Genomic DNA, 19,457 nt, shown 5'->3' with positions numbered 1-19,457 from the left:
GCCGGCGTCGAGGTGGACCGCAAGATCCTCGCCGACCTGGCCGTCAACGACGCCGCGGCGTTCACCGCGCTGGTCGAGGTCGCCCAGAAGGCGCTGCCGTCCGACGTGAACGCGCCGAAGGTCGCGGCCTGACCGCGCACCGGCTGACGCCCCCCGACGTGGCGGGCCGCCCCGCGATCACCTCCCCCCGCTCCAGCCGGGTGGTGGCCGCGCGGCGGCTCGCCACTCGCTCGTTCCGGGCCAAGCAGCGGCTGTTCCTCGCCGAAGGCCCGCAGGCCGTGCGCGAGGCGGCCGGGCACCCGGCGGGCATCGCCGAGCTGTATTTCACGCAGGCCGCCGCCGACCGGCATCCCGAGCTCATCGATGCCGCGTACGCCGCCGGAGCGGCCCTGCTGCCGACCACGGATGAGGTCGTCGCCTCGCTGAGCGACACCGTGCATCCGCAGGGCATGGTCGCGGTGTGCCGGTATCTCGATACGGCGCTCTCCGATGCCCTTAGCGCCCCCGCGCGCCTCGTTGTGCTCCTCGCGCACGTCCGTGACCCCGGAAACGTCGGCTCGGTCATCCGTGCCGCCGATGCCGCAGGAGCGGACGCGGTTCTAGTCAGCGGCGAGTCCGTTGACGTGTACAACCCCAAAGCCGTGCGCGCGTCCGTCGGCTCGCTGTTCCACCTCCCGATAGTCATCGGCGTGTCCGTCGAGTCCGCGATCGAGCAGTGCCGCGCCGCCGGCCTGCGTGTTCTCGCCGCCGACGGCTCGGGTCCGCTCGACCTCGACGACGAAGCCGACTCCGGCGCGCTACGTGCCCCCACCTGCTGGCTCTTCGGCAACGAGGCCTGGGGCCTGCCCGAGGAACTCCGGACCCTGGCGGACGCCGTGGTCCGAGTGCCGATCCACGGCAGGGCCGAAAGCTTGAACCTGTCCACCGCCGCGGCCGTGTGCCTGTATGCATCGGCGCGCGCTCAGCGCCGAGAGTCGTGACCGTCAGGTAGTGCACGAAGCGAACGCCGCGTGCGTATGCATACGCAGGCGCATAGACGTCGCATCGGCTGCGACTCTGGCGGAAACGGCGCGCGAACGACAATGATGGCGACCGGACAGCGAAATTGACGGACCAATCCCGTCGACTGCCGGCTCCGAACGGTAGGCGGCGGTGACTGAGGCTATGGGCAGCGGGCGACGTTCCTTACTCGGGGCGAATCGTTCCATCCGTGGAAAGGGGCGCGGGATGTTGGACGCAGCGAGCGCGGTCGAGCGCGCGGCTGATCCGACAGCGGCCGACCCCACCGCGGCGCTGGAGCCCGGAGACGGCAACGGATTCGGCTACGCCCCGCGGGACGTGACACCGGCGGTTGCGCGCCCCTCCCGTGTCGCGTCAGCGCGCTCCACGGAGGACGGCATCATTCTCGGCAACGAAGGCATCGGAATCGACTACGACGAGCTGCCTGACGGCGTCGTCATCGCCGACCGCGACGGCCGCGTGATCGTGTTCAACCGTGCCGCCGTGCGGATCACCGGAATCGAGGCCGCATCGGCGCTCGGCAACCGTCTGGCAGACGCCCTGCCCCTGGAAGACCTCGAAGGCCGCAATTGGTGGCTCGGCACGGACCCGTACGGTGGCCTCGCTATCCGCACCGGGCAGCCGGAAACCCATCTGCTCTTGCCCGGCGGCCGCGACGTGCTGGTCACCGCCCGGTTTGTGCGCGAAGACGGTGCGGTACAGCGCGTCGTCGTCGGCCTGCGTGACACCTCCGCGCGAGCCCGCGCCGAGCGCCGTCACGCCGACCTGATCGCCACGGTCGCCCACGAACTTCGCTCCCCACTCACCAGCGTGAAGGGCTTCACCGCGACCCTGCTGGCCAAGTGGGAGCGCTTCACCGACGACCAGCGCAAACTCATGCTCGAAACCGTCGACGCCGACGCGGACCGGGTGACCCGGCTGATTGCCGAACTGCTCGACATCGCGCGCATCGACTCCGGCCGGCTCCAGCTGGCCCGCTACGCGGTGGATATCGAGGAACTGGTCCGCGACCAGATTTCAGGCATGGTCGCGGCCGGACAGCCGGAGGACCGGCTCGTCGTCGTGGCGCACGAGACGCCGCCGGTCTTCGCGGACCCGGACAAGCTGCGCCAGGTCCTCGCCAACCTGCTTGAGAATGCGGTACGCCACGGCGACGGCCGGGTAACCGTCACGATCGATGCCGCGGAGCCGACCGCTGCCACGACCGCTCCAGCCGCTGCCGAAAGCGCGTCCGACCTGGTCACGGTGACAGTCGACGACGAAGGCCCCGGCATCCCACCGGAGATGCTCGGCCGGGTTTTCACGAGATTCTGGCGCGGTAACAGGCGCGGCGGCACCGGGCTGGGCCTGTACATCGTCAAGGGCATTATCGAGGCACACGGCGGCACGATCACCGTTGGTCCAGCTCCGTCCGGTGGCGCACGCTTCCGATTTACCGTGCCCGCCGCCTGATCGAGCACCGCGCCTCGTTCACACCTCATCAGGTCGGCGGGTCTTACCTGCCCCTCGTACCGCCTAAGCTTGCCTGAGCGCACCCGCGCGGCTGTGCCAGGCATCCCGCCATGACGCCGTACCGCACAGTCCCCGATCGAGCGCGCCCGCGTGGCGCTGGAGAGCGGAAGTAGAGCACCGGATGTCTGCACCGAACAAGACCTTCGACCCGGTCGAGGTTGAAGCGCTCAAGCCGGAGGAGGTCGAGCGCGCCCGCGACGAGGCCCTGGCCGCCTTCGCGGCCGCCGCCGACCTCGCCGCGCTGCACGAGGCCAAGATCGCCCACGCCGGGGACCGCTCACCCCTCGCCCTGGCCAACCGCGAGATCGGCGCGCTGCCGCCGGCCGCGAAGGCCGAGGCCGGCAAGCGGGTCGGCCAGGCGCGCGCCGCCGTCAACGCCGCGCTCGCCGCCCGGCAGTCCGAGCTGGAGGCCGCGCGCGACGCCCGGGTGCTGGTGGAGGAGAGCGTCGACGTCACGCTGCCCTGGAACCGCGCCCCACGCGGCGCCCGGCACCCGCTGACGACCCTCCAGGAGCGCATCGCCGACGCGTTCGTCTCGATCGGCTGGGAGGTCGCCGAGGGCCCCGAGGTCGAGTCGGAGTGGATGAACTTCGACGCGCTCAACATCCACCGCGACCACCCGGCGCGCACCACGCAGGACACCTTCTTCGTCGAGACCCCCGGCGCGACCGAGGCCACCGACACGCTGGTCCTGCGCACCCATACCTCCCCGGTGCAGATCCGCTCCCTGCTGACCCGTGAGCTGCCGGTGTACGTCATCTGCCCCGGCCGGGTCTTCCGCAGCGACGCCCTCGACGCGACGCACACCCCGGTCTTTGGCCAGATCGAGGGGCTGGCCGTGGACGAGGGCATCACCATGGCCGACCTCAAGGGCACCCTCGACCACTTCGCCACCGTGATGTTCGGCGACGGCATCGACACCCGGCTGCGCCCGAGCTACTTCCCGTTCACCGAGCCGAGCGCCGAGATGGACCTGCGCTGCTTCGTGTGCCGCGGCGAGTCCGTCGGCAACCCGGACCGGCCCTGCCGCACCTGCAACTCCGAGGGCTGGATCGAGTGGGGCGGCTGCGGCGTGGTCAATCCGCGGGTGCTGCTCGCCGCCGGAGTGGACCCCGACCGCTACAGCGGCTTCGCCTTCGGTATGGGCCTTGAGCGCACCCTGATGTTCCGCCACTCGGTCGCCGACATGCACGACATCGTCGAGGGCGACATCCGGTTCACGCTTCCGTTCGGGGTGGAGATCTGATGCGCGTTCCGCTTTCCTGGCTGCGGGAGTACGTCGAGCTGCCCGCCGAGGCCACCGGCCGCGAGGTCGCCGAGCACCTGGTGCGCGCCGGCCTCGAGGTCGAGACCGTGCACCAGTCCGGCCTCGGCCTGACCGGGCCGCTGCTGGTCGGCCACGTGCTCGAGATCGAGGAGCTGACCGGGTTCAAGAAGCCGATCCGGTTCTGCCAGGTCCAGGTCGGCCCGAACCCGCAGGACAGCCGCGGCATCATCTGCGGCGCCACCAACTTCGCCACCGGCGACAAGGTCGTGGTCGCCCTGCCCGGCGCGGTCCTGCCCGGCGAGTTCAAGATCACCGCTCGCTCGACCTACGGCCACGTCTCCGACGGCATGATCTGCTCGGCCCGCGAGATCGGCCTCGGCGACGATCACGCCGGGATCATCGTGCTGCCGGACGAGTGCGAGGTCGGCGCCGATGCGGCCGAGCTGCTCGGCGTGCGCGACGAAGTACTCGACATCGCGGTCACCCCCGACCGCGGCTACTGCCTGTCCATGCGCGGCATCGCGCGTGAGGCCGCCATCGCGTACGGCAGCGCTCTGCGTGACCCGGCGCTGCTCGACACCCCCGCGCCCACGCGCACCGGGCACCCGGTCCGCCTCCTCGACCCGACCGGCTGCGACCTGTTCGTCGCGCGAGCGGTACGCAACATCGATCCGCTATCGCCTTCTCCGCTGTGGATGCAGCGGCGTATTCAGCTCGCCGGGATGCGGCCCATCTCGCTGATCGTGGACATCACGAACTACGTGATGCTGGAGATCGGCCAGCCGCTGCACGCCTACGCCGCCGACCGGCTCACCGGGCCGATCACCGTGCGCCGTGCGCAGGCCGGGGAGATCCTGGAGACCCTCGACGGCCAGCACCGCAAGCTGGATCCCGAGGACCTGGTCATCGCCGACGCCTCCGGCCCGATCGGCCTGGCCGGGGTGATGGGCGGCGGCGCCACCGAAGTCCAGCCGACGACCACCGACGTGCTGGTCGAAGGCGCGCACTTCGACCCGGTCGTGATCGCCCGCGCCGCCCGACGCCACAAGCTGCCGTCCGAGGCCTCGCGCCGGTTCGAGCGTGGCGTGGACCCGAACGCGGCGGCCGCCGCGGTGCAGCGGGCCGTGGACCTGCTGGTGCTGCTCGGCCAGGGCGAGGCAGACCCGGCGGTCACCGTCGAGTCGACTCGCCCGGCAACGGCCGAGCCGATCGTCATCGAGGCGAGCCTGCCCAGCCGGGTCGCGGGCCTGGAGTACTCGCGCGAGATCGTCGCCGGACGGCTGCAGGAGATCGGCTGCTCGGTCGAGGGCGCGGACGTGCTGCGGATCATCCCGCCGTCCTGGCGGCCCGACCTGACCGACCCCAACGACCTGGCCGAGGAAGTCATCCGGCTGGAGGGCTACGACCGGCTTCCTTCCACGATGCCGCAGGTCCCGGCGGGTCGCGGCTTGACGATCAAGCAGCGTTACCGCCGCCGTGTGGGGCGCGAGCTGGCGGGTGCGGGATACGTCGAAGTGCTCTGCTACCCGTTCGTCGGGCAGAAGGACTTCGACCAGCTGGGCGTGCCTGAGGACGACCCGCGACGCAACACGCTGCGCCTGCTTAACCCGCTCTCCGACGAGCAGCCCGAGCTGCGTACCACCCTGCTGCCCGGCCTCTTGGCAACGCTGCGACGCAACATCGGGCGCGGCTTCAACGACGTGGCACTGTTCGAGACCGGACTGATCTTCTCGCCGAAGCCCGGAGCGACGCCGCCGCCCCGGCTGACCACCGCGCACCGGCCCAGCGACGAGCAGCTCGCCGCACTCGACGCCGCGCTGCCGAACCAGCCGGCGCATGTCGCGGTCGTGCTCGCCGGCCTGCGCGAACCGGCCGGCTGGTGGGGCCCGGGCCGTCCGGCGGCGACGGACGCGAGCTCGACCCTGTGGGCTGACGCGATCGAGGCCGCGCGCACGGTCGCCCGGGCCTGCGGCGTCGAGCTGGAGGTGACGCAGGCTCAGTACGAGCCCTGGCACCCCGGCCGCTGCGCGCGGCTGTTGGTCGACGGCCGCGTCGTGGGCCACGCGGGCGAGTTGCACCCCAAGGTGCTGAACGAGCTGGGCCTGCCTCCGCGCACCAGCGCGATGGAGCTCGACTTCGACGCGCTGCTGCCGGCCCGCGACCTTCCGGTGCAGGGGCCGCTGGTCTCCACCTTCCCGGTGGCCACGCAGGACGTGGCCCTCGTGGTCGACCAGAGCGTCCCGGCGGCCACGGTCGAGTCCGCGCTGACCCGCGGCGCGGGCGTGCTGCTGGAGTCGATCAGCCTGTTCGACGTCTACCAGGGCGAGCGCATCGGAGAGGGCAAGAAGTCGCTGGCCTTCTCGCTGCGCTTCCGTGCCGCGGACCGGACGCTCACCGTCGAGGAGGCCACGCAGGCCCGTGACGCGGCGGTCAGCCTCGCGGCCGAGCAGACGGGCGCGGTACTGCGCGGCGCCTGACGCGCCGTCAACGCGCACGAACAAACCCGCTGTGGCCCTGTCGTCGATCGACGACAGGGCCACAGCCGTTCGCCTGACACGTCGATGACGCGCCGGGTCGGGGCCCGAAGTTCGCGGGCTGGTCGGCGTCGTGGTGTCACCCGGGATTGTCGCCCGTTGCTCTGCGCTGCCGATGGGCCGCCACGCGGGTGCGCGATGAGCAGGTCGAAGAGCAGTAGCGGCGGCCGAGCCCGGGTCCGACGTCGAGGTAGTACGCGGAACAGTCGTGTGCATGGCACACGCCCCAGGCAGGTCGGCCGTGCTCGCCGAGGATCTGGGCGAGCGCGTACGCGCCCGAGGCCAGGAGCCGTTCGTCCCAGCGGGCGTCGTCGGCCCGATCGACGTGCAGATGCCAGGTGCTGCCGTCGTGCCGTGAGAGCCGCGGCCAGGCGCCGCATTCGGCGAGGATGCCGTTCAGGGCGGTGGCGGCGCGGTCAGCGTCGGTTTCCCGCAGGACCGCGGCGAGGCGTTCGACGGCGGCGCGCAGGCGTGCCACATCGTGCGCCGTGAACGTCGCACCGGTAAGGCTTTCGGGGGATTGGCCGCAGTCGGCCAGTAGCGCGGCCAGGTCGTCGCCCCCCAGGTCAGGCTGCTTGCGCACCGCGTCGGCCAACTCGACCACCTGCCGAGCCACCGCCAGATCACGCCTGCTCACGCCGTCTTTCATGACACCTTTCTCCGGTCGTCTCGCCGCGCACGTCAAGCCGAAGGCGCCCCCTCCGAGCTGGGTAACGTAATAGAGGCAGTAATACGTTACACGGGAGGTGTCGTGTCGGGGCTCGCAGGGTTGCGGCTCTACCTGGCGACTGCGTTCTCAGCGCGGTGGGCTGAGGAGGGCGTGCCAGTGGCAACCGTGCTACTCGCCGTGCACCGCACCGGCAGCGCCGCCCAGGGCGCGTACATCCTGACCGCGTGGACGGCGCCGCACCTGATCGCCTCCCCACTGGCTGGCGCCCTCGTGGCACGATCAAGAAATTCACGGCTGTCCTACGCGAGCGCCCTGGCAGGCGTCGGGGCGGCGATCCTCGGCGTGTGCCTGCTGCTCGGCCGGGTGCCGTTGGCGCTGGTCTTCGCGTTGGCGCTGGCGGGCGGAGCGTTCGGCCCGATCGTGACCGGAGGGCTCTCCAGCCTGGTCGCCGGCCTGGCCCCCCAAGGGCCGCAGCGCGCTCGCGCCTACGCTCTCGACGCGGCGGTATACAACGCCGCCTCGGCGCTCGGCCCGGCTGCCGTCACGGCGATCACCGTGGCATCTTCGTCCGCGGTGGCCACCGGCGCGCTGGCAGGCGGCGCCCTGGTCGCGACTGTGCTCGTCGCGCTCACGCCGCCGTCGGCGGGCACGTGGCGACCGGCGCAGCACGAGCAGCCTGCGGCGCGGCGATGGCACGCCGACCTTCGGCGCGGCATGAGGGCGTTGTGGCGCACGCCCGTGTTGCGGGTCGTAACTGCCGGCAGTTGTCTGGCGTACCTGGGCACGGGCGCGTTGAGCACGACAGCTGTCCTGCTCGCTGTTTCCCGTGGCTACGCCGGTGGGGGAGGGACCCTGATTTCGGTCTTCGCCTGCACGGCGCTGGCCGGCTCGCTGGCGGTGGCGCGCTGGCAGCCGCCGCTGTCCGCAGTGACCATCGCCTGGCTCGGTCTGCTGACCACCGGCGCGGCACTGGCCGCTGCCGCTGCCGTCCGGCCGTTCGCCGCCTGCGCGACGCTGTTCGCGATCGCAGGACTCGGTGACGGACCACTGCTGAGCGCGATCCTGCGCATCCGCGCCGACTACGCACCGGACGACGCCCGTGCCCAGGTCTTCACCCTCGCCGCCGGACTGAAGATCTTCGCTGGATCCTGCGGCACGGCCATCGTCGGTGCTGTCTCGCACGCCCCGCCCTCAGCCCTGCTGCTCGGCATCGCCGCGCTGCAGTGCATCGCCGCGGCAGCACTCGCCCGAAGCCAGCGCTCGCACGTGCCCGCCTCGGTCGGCCGACCCGTCCTGCACGCTGATCGCTAAACGCCCGCCAGCGGGTGCGGGTCTCTGAGATCGGGTTCCGCTGCCGTTCGGATGAGAACGCGATCTCTGGTGGCATATTCATTCGCGTGGCTGTATTGTCATGCACATGACGATCCGGATCGCGGTCGCCGGTGCGACCGGCTATGCGGGCGGGGAGATTCTGCGGATCCTCCTCGGCCATCCCGCCGTGCTCGACGGGCGCGCACAGATCGGGGCGCTGACCGCCTGGTCGAACGCCGGTTCGCTGCTCGGTGAGCATCAGCCGCACCTCGGCCCGCTCGTCGATCGCGTGCTCGTCCCGACCGATCCGGAGAACCTCGCCGGTCACGACGTCGTCTTCCTCGCCCTGCCGCACGGCCAGTCCGGGGCCGTGGCACAGGCGCTCGGCCCGGACGTGCTGATCATCGACTGCGGCGCCGATTTCCGGCTCGCCGACGCCGCGGCGTGGAACCGGTTCTACGGTACCTCGCACGCCGGGACCTGGCCGTACGGACTGCCGGAACTGCCCGGCGCCCGCGCGGCGCTGCAGGGTACGAAGCGAGTCGCGGTGCCCGGCTGCTTCCCGACCGTCGCCACGCTCGCGCTGTATCCGGCGCTGGCCGCCGGGCTCGCCGCGCCCGAGGTCGTCATCACCGCGGTCACCGGCACTTCGGGCGCCGGCCGTTCGCTCAAGCCGCACCTGCTCGGTTCGGAGATCATGGGTAACGCCTCCGCCTACCAGGTCGGCGGGGTCCACCGGCACATTCCAGAAATCGTCCAGAACCTCGGCCGGGCCGTGGCGGCCGAGCTGACCGTCGCTCAGGACGGACCGGACCGGGCCGCTGCTGGCCGTAGCGGTTCCGGCCGCGTGTCGGTTTCCTTCACCCCGGTACTCGCTCCGATGCCGCGGGGGATCCTCGCAAGTTGTACGGCTCCGGCGCTGCCGGGGGTCACTGCGCAGGATTTGCGGGCCGCTTACGAGAAGGCCTACGCCGACGAGCCGTTCGTCACGCTCCTGCCCGAAGGCCGCTGGCCGCAGACCGCCGCGCTGGTCGGCTCCAACGCGGTGCACCTCCAAGTCGCCCTCGACGAAGCCGCAGGTCGGGTGAGCGTGATCGGCGCCGTGGACAACCTCGCCAAGGGCACCGCGGGAGCGGCCGTGCAGTGCCTCAACCTCGCGCTCGGCTGGCCCGAAGGCTCGGGTCTCACCACGATCGGAGTGGCCCCGTGACCGACCAGCCCACCCCCCAGCCCGGCCCGGGCGTCGGCGTGACCGCGGCGCGCGGCTTCCGCGCCTCCGGCGTCGCCGCCGGGCTCAAGACCACCGGCGCCCCGGACGTGGCCCTCGTCGTCAACGACGGACCGTCCCGCGCCGCGGCCGCCGTGTTCACCTCGAACCGGGTCAAGGCGGCCCCGGTGCTCTGGTCCCAGGAGGTCGCCAAGTCCGGCCTGCTGCACGCCGTGATCCTCAACTCCGGCGGGGCCAACGCCTGCACCGGCCCCCTCGGCTTCCAGGACACCCACGCCACCGCCGAGCACACCGCCAAACTCCTGGACACCTCCGCCGGCGAGATCGCCGTGTGCTCCACCGGCCTGATCGGCGTCCGGCTGCCGATGGACAAGCTGGTGCCCGGCGTGACCGCCGCCGCCGAGGCGCTCTCCGCCACCGGCGGCGCCGACGCGGCGGAGGCCATCCGCACCACCGACACCGTCGCGAAGACGGCGGTCGTGGCCCACGCATCAGGCTTCGTCGTCGGTGGCATGGCCAAGGGCGCGGGCATGCTCGCCCCCGGCCTGGCCACCATGCTGTGCGTCATCACCACCGACGCCGACGTGCCGGCCGACATCCTCGATCCGGTCTTGCGCGCCGCCGTCGCGCGTACCTTCGACCGGATCGACTCCGACGGCTGCATGTCCACCAACGACACCGTGATCCTCATGGCCTCCGGCGCCTCCGGCGTCACGCCCGAGGCCGCGCAGTTCGAGGCCGCCGTGCACGAGGTCTGCGACTCGCTGGCCCGCCAGCTGATCGCTGACGCCGAGGGGGCGTCCAAGGAGATCCAAATCGAGGTCGTACACGCCGCCGAGGAGGCCGACGCGCTCGAAGTCGCCCGCTCGATCGCCCGCAACAACCTGTTCAAGTGCGCCATCTACGGCGAGGACCCGAACTGGGGCCGGGTGCTCTCCGCCGTCGGGACCACGGCGGCACGCTTCGAACCGGACGAACTGGCGGTCGCGATCAACGGAGTCTGGGTCTGCCGGGACGGAGGAGTCGGCGAGGACCGCGAACTGTGCGACCTGACCCCGCGTCAGGTGCATGTGATCGTCGACCTCAACGCGGGGGAGAGCACCGCCACCGTGTGGACCAACGACCTGTCCAAGGAATACGTGCACGAGAACTCGGCGTACTCGTCATGAAGATCACGGCGGGCGGCACCCGCTCCCACGAGGCCCTGTCCAAGGCCCAGGTACTCACCCAGGCGCTGCCCTGGCTCTCCCGCTTCCACGGCGCGACGGTGGTCGTGAAGTTCGGCGGCAACGCGATGATCGACGAGGCGCTGAAGGCCGCCTTCGCCCAAGACGTGGTCTTCCTGCGCTACGCGGGCCTTCGCCCCGTCGTCGTACACGGCGGCGGCCCCCAGATCAGCCGGGAGCTGGAAAAGGCGGGCCTGGAATCCACCTTCACCGCCGGACTGCGGGTGACCACGCCCGAGGCCATGGAAGTGGTCCGCATGGTGCTCACCGGGCAGGTGCAGCGCGAGATCGTCGGCCTGGTCAATGCGCACGGCTCCTTCGCGGTCGGCATCTCCGGCGAGGACGGCAACACGCTGCTCGCCACCCGGCGGCTCGCCGAGGTCGACGGCGAACAGGTCGACATCGGCCGGGTCGGCGACGTGGCCGAGGTGGACGCCACGCTCATCAACGCCCTGCTGGACGACGGCCGCATCCCGGTCGTCTCCAGCGTCGCGCGCGCCGAGGACGGCGGCGTCTACAACGTCAACGCCGACACCGCGGCCGCCGCGCTCGCGGTCGGCCTCGGCGCGGAAAAGCTGGTCGTGCTCACCGACGTCGAGGGCCTCTACGCCGACTGGCCCCCCGCCGGCGCAGCCGGCTCATCGGACACCGCGGCGGAGGTGATCAGCCAGCTGTCCGCCGACGAACTCGAGAAGCTGCTGCCGAGTCTGTCCTCCGGCATGGCCCCCAAGATGGAGGCCTGCCTGCGCGCAGTGCGCGGCGGAGTGAAGGCCGCGCACGTGCTCGACGGGAGGGTCCAGCACTCCCTGCTGCTCGAAGTCTTCACCGACGAGGGGATCGGAACCATGGTGGTGTCCTCATGACCATCGCGACCGCCGAGGCACTGCCCGACCTGCACCCGCACACCGGCCTGTCCGCCGCCTTGACCGACCGCTACACCAGCTCCCTGATGAACACCTTCGGCCCGCCGAAGCGGGTGTTCGTCCGGGGCGAGGGCGCGCAGCTCTGGGACGCGGACGGCAACCGCTACCTCGACCTGTTCGCGGGCATCGCCGTCAACGCTCTCGGGCATGCGCACCCGCTCATCGTCCAGGCGGTCACCGCCCAGCTGACCACGCTCGGCCACGTCGGCAACTTCTTCGCCACCGCCCCGCAGATCGCCCTGGCTGAACGCCTCATCCAGCTCGTCGACGCCCCGCAGGCCCGGGTCTACTTCTGCAATTCCGGCACCGAGGCGAACGAGGCGGCCTTCAAGCTCTCCCGGCTCACCGGCCGCACGAAGCTGGTCGCGACCGACGGCGGCTTCCACGGGCGCACCATGGGCGCGCTCGCGCTGACCGGCAAGCCGGCCATCCGGGAGCCGTTCGAGCCGCTGCCCGGCGAGGTCACCTTCGTCCCCTACGGCGACACCGCCGCGCTCGAAGCAGCGATCGACGACGAGACCGCCGCGTTCATCGTCGAACCCATCCAGGGCGAGAAGGGGGTCGAGCCCGCACCGCCCGGCTACCTCACCGCGGCCCGCCGCATCACCGAACGCCACGGCGCGCTGCTGATCCTCGACGAGGTTCAGACCGGCATCGCCCGTACCGGCACCTGGTTCCGCTACCAGGCCGAGGCCGCCCGGAACGGCGGCTGGCAGCCCGACGTCATCTCCCTGGCCAAGGGCCTCGGCGGCGGCCTGCCGATCGGCGCCTCCATCGCCCTCGGCCGCGCCGCCGAGCTGTTCACGCCCGGCGCGCACGGCACCACCTTCGGCGGAAACCCGGTCGCCTGCGCCGCCGGACTGGCCGTGCTCTACGCCATCGAGCGCGACGGCCTGCTGGAGAACGTCAACGCCGTCGCCGCCAGGCTGCGGGACGGCATCCTCGCGCTCGGACACCCCGCGGTAGCCGGCGTCCGCGGCGCCGGGCTGCTACTCGCCGTCGAGCTCCACGAAGCCGTCGCCCCCGCGCTCGCCGACGCCGCGCTGAACGCCGGATTCATCGTGAACCCGGTCAACCCGCAGGCGATCCGGCTGGCCCCGCCGCTCATCCTCACCGCCGCCCAGGCCGACGAATTCCTCGCGGCGCTGCCCGCCCTCCTCGACCCGTTCACCCCCGGGAGCAACTGATGGTGCGCCACTTCCTACGGGACGACGACCTGACTCCGGCCGAGCAGGCTCAGGTACTCGACCTCGCCGACGCGCTGAAGGCCGATCCGCTCGGCCGCAAGGTGCTGGACGGCCCCAAGGCCGTCGCGGTGCTCTTCGACAAGCCGTCCACCCGCACCCGAGTCTCCTTCTCGGTCGGCATCGCCCAGCTCGGCGGCTATCCCCTCGTCATCGACGCGGGCAGCAGCCAGCTCGGCCGCGGCGAGCCGATCGAGGACACCACCCGGGTGCTGGACCGCCAGGTCGCCGCGATCGTCTGGCGCACCTTCGAACAAGGCCGGATCGAGGCCATGGCCGCGGTCTCCCGGGTCCCGGTGGTCAACGCCCTGACCGACCAGTTCCACCCCTGCCAGATCCTCGCCGACCTGCAAACCGTCCGTGAGCACAAGGGCCGGCTCGCCGGACTGACCATGACCTACCTCGGCGACGGCGCCAACAATATGGCGCACTCGTACCTGCTCGGCGGTGCGCTCGCCGGCATGCACGTGCGCATCGGCACCCCCGCCGGCTACCTGCCCGACCCCGCGATCGTCGCCGACGCCGGGCGGATCGCGGCCGAGACCGGCGGCTCCGTCCAGGTACTGCACGACGCCAAGGCCGCGGCCACCGACGCCGACGTGCTGGTCACCGACACGTGGGTGTCGATGGGCCAGGAGGCCGAGAAGAGCGACCGCGCCGAGGTCTTCAAGCCATACGCCCTCGACGAAGCGGCCCTGGCGCTCGGCGCGCCCGACGCGATCGTGCTGCACTGCCTGCCCGCGTATCGCGGCAAGGAGATCGCCGCCTCGGTGATCGACGGTCCGCAATCAGTGGTCTGGGACGAGGCCGAAAACCGCCTGCACGCCCAGAAGGCGCTGCTCACCTTCTTGATCGAACACAGCTCGACCGCCCCCGAAGGCCCGCGACGATGACCGGCGAAACCGACGCCCAGGCCGCGCTGAGCGCGCTTACCACGGTCAACACCCGCCGCGCGCGCCACCAGCGGATCGCCGACCTGCTCAGCAAGCACAAGGTGCGCTCGCAGACCGCGCTCGCCGAACTGCTCGCCGAGGACGGCTACTCGGTCACCCAGGCCACCCTCTCCCGCGACCTCGACGAACTCGGCGCGGTGCGCATCCGGGACCGGGACGGCGCCCTGGTCTACGCGCTGCGCAGCGAGGGCGGCGACGGAGCCCCGCAGATCGCCCGCGAGGGCAGCGCCCTGGAGGCCCGGCTCAAGCGGCTGCTCGGCGAACTGCTGGTCACCGCGGAGGGCTCGGCCAACCTGGTGGTGCTGCGCACTCCGCCCGGAGCCGCCCAGTTCCTCGCCTCGGCCATCGACCACGCGGACAACCACGGCGTCACCGCCGGCGTGATGGGCACCATCGCCGGCGACGACACCGTCCTGGTGATCTGCCGCGAACCGACCGGCGGCCCCGACCTGGCCCGCCAGCTGATCAGCGCCGCACAGCGCGGTTGAACCGCACCCGCAAAGACCCCGCACCACGAAGGAGCACCCCATGACAGAGCGCGTAGTCCTCGCCTACTCGGGAGGATTGGACACCTCAGTCTGCATCGGCTGGATCGCCGAACAGACCGGAGCGGAAGTGATCGCCGTCGCCGTCGACGTCGGCCAAGGCGGCGAGGACCTGGAGACCATCCGCAAGCGGGCCCTGGACTGCGGCGCGGTCGAGGCCGAAGTGGCCGACGCGCGCACCGAGTTCGCCGAGGAGTACTGCCTCCCCGCGCTCAAGGCCAACGCCCTCTACATGGACCGCTACCCGCTGGTCTCCGCCCTCTCCCGGCCCACCATCGTCAAGCACCTGGTCGCCGCGGCCAAGAAGCACGGCGCCACCACCGTCGGGCACGGCTGCACCGGCAAGGGCAACGACCAGGTCCGCTTCGAGGTCGGCATCCAGAGCCTCGCCCCCGAGCTCAAGTGCATCGCCCCGGTCCGCGACTACGGCATGACCCGGGACAAGGCCATCGCCTTCGCCGAGGCCAAGGCCCTGCCCATCGAGACCACGAAGAAGAACCCCTACTCGATCGACCAGAACGTCTGGGGCCGCGCCGTCGAGACCGGATTCCTCGAGGACATCTGGAACGGCCCGATCGAGGACATCTACAGCTACACCGCCAACCCGGCCACCCCGCGTGAGCCCGACGAGCTGATCATCGCCTTCGAGTCCGGCGTCCCGGTCGCCATCGACGGCAAGAAGGTCACCGTGCTGGAGGCGATCGTCGAGCTGAACAAGCGCGCCGGAGCCCAGGGCGTCGGCCGGCTGGACATGGTCGAGGACCGGCTCGTCGGCATCAAGTCCCGCGAGGTATACGAGGCCCCCGGCGCCATCGCACTGATCACCGCGCACCAGGAGCTCGAGAACGTCACCGTCGAGCGGGAGCTGGCCCGGTTCAAGCGTGGCGTCGAGCAGCGCTGGGGCGAGCTGGTCTACGACGGCCTGTGGTTCTCCCCGCTCAAGCGCGCCCTCGACGGCTTCATCGAGACCGCCAACGAGCACGTCACCGGCGAGATCCGGCTCTCCCTGCACGCCGGCCGGGCCTGGGTCACCGGCCGCCGCTCCGCCGTCTCCCTCTACGACTACAACCTGGCCACCTACGACTCCGAGGACGTCTTCGACCAGTCCCTGGCCAAGGGCTTCATCGACCTGTGGGGCCTGCCCTCCAAGATCGCCGCGCGGCGGGACCAGAAGGCCTGAGCACCGTGACCGACAGCACCAGCCCGCGGCTGCTCTGGAGCTCGCGGTTCAGCAGCGGTCCGAGTGACGCGCTGGCGGCACTGTCCGCCAGCGTGCACTTCGACTGGCGGCTCGCCACCTACGACCTGGCCGGCTCGCGGGCCCACGCCCGCGCGCTGCACCGGGCCGGGCTGCTCACCGACGAGGAGCTCGACGGCATGCTGCAGGGTCTGGACAAGCTCCAGGCCGACGTCGAGTCCGGCGCGTTCACCGCCACGATCGCCGACGAGGACTGCCACACCGCCCTGGAACGCGGACTGATCGAACGCGTTGGCCCTGAGCTCGGCGGCCGGCTGCGCGCGGGCCGGTCCCGCAACGACCAGATCGCCACGCTCGGCCGGATGTTCCTGCGGGACCACGCCCGGGTCATCGCGCACCTGGTCACGGACCTGCAAAAGGCCCTCGTCGCGCAGGCCGAGGCGAACTTCGAGGTCGCGATGCCGGGCCGCACGCACCTGCAGCACGCGCAACCGGTCCTGCTCGCGCACCACCTGCTGGCGCACGTGCACGCGCTCGGCCGCGACGTCGACCGGCTGCGCGACTGGGACCGCCGCACCGACAGCTCGCCTTATGGCAGCGGCGCCCTTGCCGGCTCCACCCTCGGCCTCGACCCGCAGGCGGTCGCGACCGAGCTGGGCTTCAGCTCCAGCGCGGCGAACTCGATCGACGGCACCGCGTCCCGCGACTACGTCGCCGAATTCGCCTTCGTGGCCGCGATGATCGGCGTCGACGTCTCCCGGATCGCCGAGGAGGTGATCCTGTGGACCACCCGAGAGTTCCGCTTCGCGACCCTCGACGACGCCTACGCCACCGGCTCGTCGATCATGCCGCAGAAGAAGAACCCGGATATCGCGGAGCTCGCCCGGGGCAAGGCCGGCCGCATGATCGGCAACCTCGCGGGGCTGCTCGCCACGCTCAAGGCGCTGCCGCTGGCCTACAACCGCGACCTGCAGGAGGACAAGGAGCCGGTGTTCGACTCCGTCGACACCCTCACCGTCCTGCTGCCCGCGTTCACCGGCATGATCGCGACGCTTACCTTCCACGGCGACCGTACGGCCGAGCTCGCCCCGCAGGGCTTCTCGCTGGCCACCGACATCGCCGAGTGGCTGGTGAAGCAGCGCGTCCCGTTCCGCGAGGCGCACGAGATCGCCGGGGCCTCGGTCCGCTACTGCGAGCAGCGCGGCCTCGAGCTGTCCGACCTGACCGACGAGGACCTCGCCGCGATCGACGCCCGGCTGACCCCCGAGGTCAAGCAGGTGCTCACCGTCCCCGGCTCCCTCGCCTCCCGCGACGGCCGCGGCGGCACCGCACCGGCTCGGGTGCGCGAGCAGCTAGACGAGTTGCGGCAGCTCCTGACGGCTCAGCGTGAGTGGTTCAGTGCCTGATCCGCTCGACCCGCTGCCTCGCAGCTTCTTCGACCGGCCGGTCCTCTCGGTCGCCCCCGACCTCCTGGGCCGGCTCGTCGTGCACCGCACCGAGGACGGCACCGTCACGGCGCGACTCACCGAGGTCGAGGCCTACGACGGCCCCAACGATCCCGGATCGCACGCCTTCCGTGGCCGCTCCAAGCGCAACGGCACCATGTTCGGCCCGCCCGGTCACGTGTACGTGTACTTCACCTACGGCATGCACTACTGCATGAACCTGGTCTGTGGCCCGCCCGGCATGCCCACCGGAATCCTGCTGCGCGCCGCCGAGATCACCGACGGCGCCGAACTCGCCCGCAAGCGCCGACTCACTGCCAAATCTGACCGCGAGCTGGCCCGCGGCCCGGCCCGCCTCGTCGAGTCGCTCGCCGTCACACGCGGCGATGACGGCTCCGACGTCTGCGGCGACGGACCGCTCACCGTGCACCACGGCACGCCGCCGCCAAGGACACTCATACGCACCGGTCCTCGCGTCGGCCTCCGCGATGCCCCCGACTTCCCCTGGCGCTTCTGGATCGACGGCGATCCCACCGTGAGCGTCTATCGCCCGCACGTCCCGAAGCGCAGAACCGGTTAGCGATCGCCGCGTACGATCGGGCAGGCTTGTACCGGGACAACTTCACCGGTCCCGCATGACACTTCCTGACCGCGAAGAGACGGACTGACCGTGACTGACATCGTCGACGAACTCAAGTGGCGGGGCTTGATCGCCCTCTCCACCGACGAAGAGGCCCTGCGCAAGGCCTTCGCCAACGGTCCGGTCACCTTCTATTGCGGATTCGACCCGACCGCGCCGAGCCTGCACATCGGCAACCTGGTCCAGTTGCTGACCATGCGCCGGATCCAGGACGCGGGCAACCTGCCGCTCGGCCTGGTCGGCGGCTCGACCGGTCTGATCGGCGACCCGAAGCCCACCGCCGAGCGCGTCCTCAACACCAAGGAAACCGTCGCCGAGTGGGTGGGGTATATCCGTGGCCAGGTCGAACGCTTCCTCGACTTCGACGGTCCCTACGCCGCGCGGATCGTGAACAACCTCGACTGGACCGCGCCCATGTCCGCGATCGACTTCCTGCGTGACATCGGCAAGCACTTCCGCGTGGGCAAGATGCTCTCCAAGGACGCGGTCAGCGCGCGCCTCAACTCCGAGGCCGGCATCAGCTACACCGAGTTCTCATACCAGATCCTGCAGGGCCTGGACTTCTTGGAGCTCTACCGCCAGTACGGCTGCGTCCTGCAGACCGGCGGCAGCGACCAGTGGGGCAACCTCACCGCGGGCGTCGACCTGATCCACCGCGCCGAGGGCGTCTCGGTGCATGCCCTGGGCACGCCGCTGGTCACGAAGGCGGACGGCACGAAGTTTGGAAAGACCGAGGGCGGCTCGGTCTGGCTGGACGCCGAGCTGACGTCGCCGTACGCGTTCTACCAGTTCTGGCTCAACGCCGAGGACGCCAAGGTCGCCGAGTACCTGCGGATCTTCACCTTCCGCAGCAAGGCGGAGATCGAGGAGTTGGACGAGGCTACGCGCGAGAAGCCGCACCTGCGCCTGGCCCAGCGGGCCCTCGCCGAGGACGTCACCACGCTGGTGCACGGCGCCGACCAGTTCCAGCGGGTCGAGGCGGCCAGCCGGGCACTGTTCGGCCAGGGCGACCTGGCGGCGCTCGACGAGCGCACACTGCAATCGGCCCTGGCCCAGCTGCCCACGGCGAAGGTCACCAGCCTGGCGCCTTTCTTCGAGCTGTTCGCCGACACGGGCATCGTCCCCAGCCGCTCGGCCGCGCGCCGGGCGATCCAGGAGGGCGGCGCCTACGTGAACAACGCCAAGATCGAGGACGTCGAGGCGCAGCCGGTCGAAGGCGACCTGCTGCACGGCCGCTGGCTGCTGCTTCGCCGCGGCCGCCGGACGCTTGCCGCCGTCGAACTGGCACGCTGACACACCGGATCCGCACGGTCCCGGGCGCAGACAGTACCTTGATACGTCGATTTGACGGTCTAGCGCCCGGGGCCTAATGTTTACCGAGTCGCCACGAGGGGGACGCCGGGCAAACCGGGTCGATCCGACGGGCGGCAGCAGAGGCAAGAACCTACCGGCAGAGGCTCGCGAGGGCCGGTCACCGGTCAGTGTGTCTGTTTCTTGAGAACTCAACAGTGTGTCGACATTTTTGTCTGTGATGCCATTTTATGTGAATGGTTGATTGTCCCGACCCCCGTCGGGACGGTTTAGCCGGGTTTGTCAAACATCTTTTTTGGAGAGTTTGATCCTGGCTCAGGACGAACGCTGGCGGCGTGCTTAACACATGCAAGTCGAACGGATCACTGGTCTTCGGGCTGGTGGTGAGTGGCGAACGGGTGAGTAACACGTGGGTAACCTGCCCTTGGCT

16 protein-coding genes, 1 rRNA gene and 1 pseudogene are annotated in these 19,457 nt (G+C 71.0%); 17 read left to right on the top strand and 1 reads right to left on the bottom strand.

Annotated elements, in window-relative coordinates; all coding sequences use genetic code 11:
- The 5 genes and pseudogenes from VFA06_RS21655 to pheT all read left to right on the top strand — a co-directional run.
- A pseudogene (locus VFA06_RS21655) lies at nt 1–132 on the top strand (50S ribosomal protein L20); the annotation flags it as partial.
- A gap of 26 nt (nt 133–158) precedes the next feature.
- Nucleotides 159–980 (top strand): RNA methyltransferase, encoded by an 822-nt coding sequence (locus VFA06_RS21650; RefSeq protein WP_324842496.1) that lies wholly within the window; start codon nt 159–161, stop codon nt 978–980.
- A 247-nt stretch (nt 981–1,227) separates the two neighbouring features.
- The gene (locus tag VFA06_RS21645) at nt 1,228–2,472 is read left to right on the top strand and encodes a sensor histidine kinase (RefSeq protein ID WP_324842495.1); all 1,245 of its coding nucleotides are present in this window, start codon (nt 1,228–1,230) and stop codon (nt 2,470–2,472) included.
- A gap of 181 nt (nt 2,473–2,653) precedes the next feature.
- A complete protein-coding gene (gene pheS / locus VFA06_RS21640) occupies nt 2,654–3,778 on the top strand; it encodes a phenylalanine--tRNA ligase subunit alpha (RefSeq protein ID WP_324842494.1) in 1,125 nt (374 codons plus the stop codon).
- A complete protein-coding gene (gene pheT / locus VFA06_RS21635) occupies nt 3,778–6,276 on the top strand; it encodes a phenylalanine--tRNA ligase subunit beta (RefSeq protein WP_324842493.1) in 2,499 nt (832 codons plus the stop codon). The genes pheS and pheT overlap by 1 nt, the downstream gene beginning before the upstream one ends.
- A gap of 136 nt (nt 6,277–6,412) precedes the next feature.
- Here pheT and VFA06_RS21630 read toward each other — a convergent pair whose 3' ends face one another.
- A complete protein-coding gene (locus VFA06_RS21630; RefSeq protein ID WP_324842492.1) occupies nt 6,413–6,970 on the bottom strand; it encodes a CGNR zinc finger domain-containing protein in 558 nt (185 codons plus the stop codon).
- 114 nt (nt 6,971–7,084) lie between these two features.
- Between VFA06_RS21630 and VFA06_RS21625 the strand changes: the two genes are divergently transcribed.
- The 12 genes from VFA06_RS21625 to VFA06_RS21570 all read left to right on the top strand — a co-directional run.
- A complete protein-coding gene (locus VFA06_RS21625; RefSeq protein ID WP_324842491.1) occupies nt 7,085–8,314 on the top strand; it encodes an MFS transporter in 1,230 nt (409 codons plus the stop codon).
- 106 nt (nt 8,315–8,420) lie between these two features.
- Nucleotides 8,421–9,524, top strand: a complete 1,104-nt coding sequence (gene argC / locus VFA06_RS21620; protein WP_324842490.1) for an N-acetyl-gamma-glutamyl-phosphate reductase — start codon at nt 8,421–8,423, stop codon at nt 9,522–9,524.
- Nucleotides 9,521–10,711 (top strand): bifunctional glutamate N-acetyltransferase/amino-acid acetyltransferase ArgJ, encoded by a 1,191-nt coding sequence (gene argJ, locus VFA06_RS21615; protein WP_324842489.1) that lies wholly within the window; start codon nt 9,521–9,523, stop codon nt 10,709–10,711. Before argC ends, argJ begins: the two co-directional genes overlap by 4 nt.
- Nucleotides 10,708–11,631, top strand: coding sequence for an acetylglutamate kinase (gene argB / locus VFA06_RS21610; RefSeq protein ID WP_324842488.1), 924 nt, complete (start codon nt 10,708–10,710; stop codon nt 11,629–11,631). The genes argJ and argB overlap by 4 nt, the downstream gene beginning before the upstream one ends.
- Nucleotides 11,628–12,878 carry an acetylornithine transaminase gene (locus tag VFA06_RS21605; protein WP_324842486.1) on the top strand — a complete coding sequence of 417 codons (1,251 nt, stop codon included), beginning with the start codon at nt 11,628–11,630 and terminating at the stop codon, nt 12,876–12,878. The genes argB and VFA06_RS21605 overlap by 4 nt, the downstream gene beginning before the upstream one ends.
- Complete coding sequence (argF, locus tag VFA06_RS21600) at nt 12,878–13,828, top strand: ornithine carbamoyltransferase (RefSeq protein ID WP_324842485.1); 951 nt, start codon at nt 12,878–12,880, stop codon at nt 13,826–13,828. The genes VFA06_RS21605 and argF overlap by 1 nt, the downstream gene beginning before the upstream one ends.
- Entirely contained in the window at nt 13,825–14,376 is a 552-nt protein-coding gene (locus VFA06_RS21595; RefSeq protein ID WP_324842484.1) for an arginine repressor, read from the top strand. Before argF ends, VFA06_RS21595 begins: the two co-directional genes overlap by 4 nt.
- Before the next feature lie 40 nt (nt 14,377–14,416).
- Entirely contained in the window at nt 14,417–15,613 is a 1,197-nt protein-coding gene (locus VFA06_RS21590) for an argininosuccinate synthase (protein WP_324842483.1), read from the top strand.
- A 5-nt stretch (nt 15,614–15,618) separates the two neighbouring features.
- Entirely contained in the window at nt 15,619–17,037 is a 1,419-nt protein-coding gene (gene argH, locus VFA06_RS21585) for an argininosuccinate lyase (protein WP_324842482.1), read from the top strand.
- The gene (locus tag VFA06_RS21580) at nt 17,030–17,656 is read left to right on the top strand and encodes a DNA-3-methyladenine glycosylase (protein WP_324842481.1); all 627 of its coding nucleotides are present in this window, start codon (nt 17,030–17,032) and stop codon (nt 17,654–17,656) included. The genes argH and VFA06_RS21580 overlap by 8 nt, the downstream gene beginning before the upstream one ends.
- A gap of 90 nt (nt 17,657–17,746) precedes the next feature.
- A complete protein-coding gene (gene tyrS, locus VFA06_RS21575; RefSeq protein WP_324842480.1) occupies nt 17,747–19,009 on the top strand; it encodes a tyrosine--tRNA ligase in 1,263 nt (420 codons plus the stop codon).
- A 310-nt stretch (nt 19,010–19,319) separates the two neighbouring features.
- A 16S ribosomal RNA gene (locus tag VFA06_RS21570) occupies nt 19,320–19,457 on the top strand; the annotation flags it as partial.

It is taken from the genome of Actinocrinis sp., assembly GCF_035653575.1.
Classification (GTDB): Bacteria; Actinomycetota; Actinomycetes; order Streptomycetales; family Catenulisporaceae; genus Actinocrinis.
Note: the sequence above shows the minus strand (reverse complement) of the source record. Positions and strands in the feature narration are given on the sequence as shown.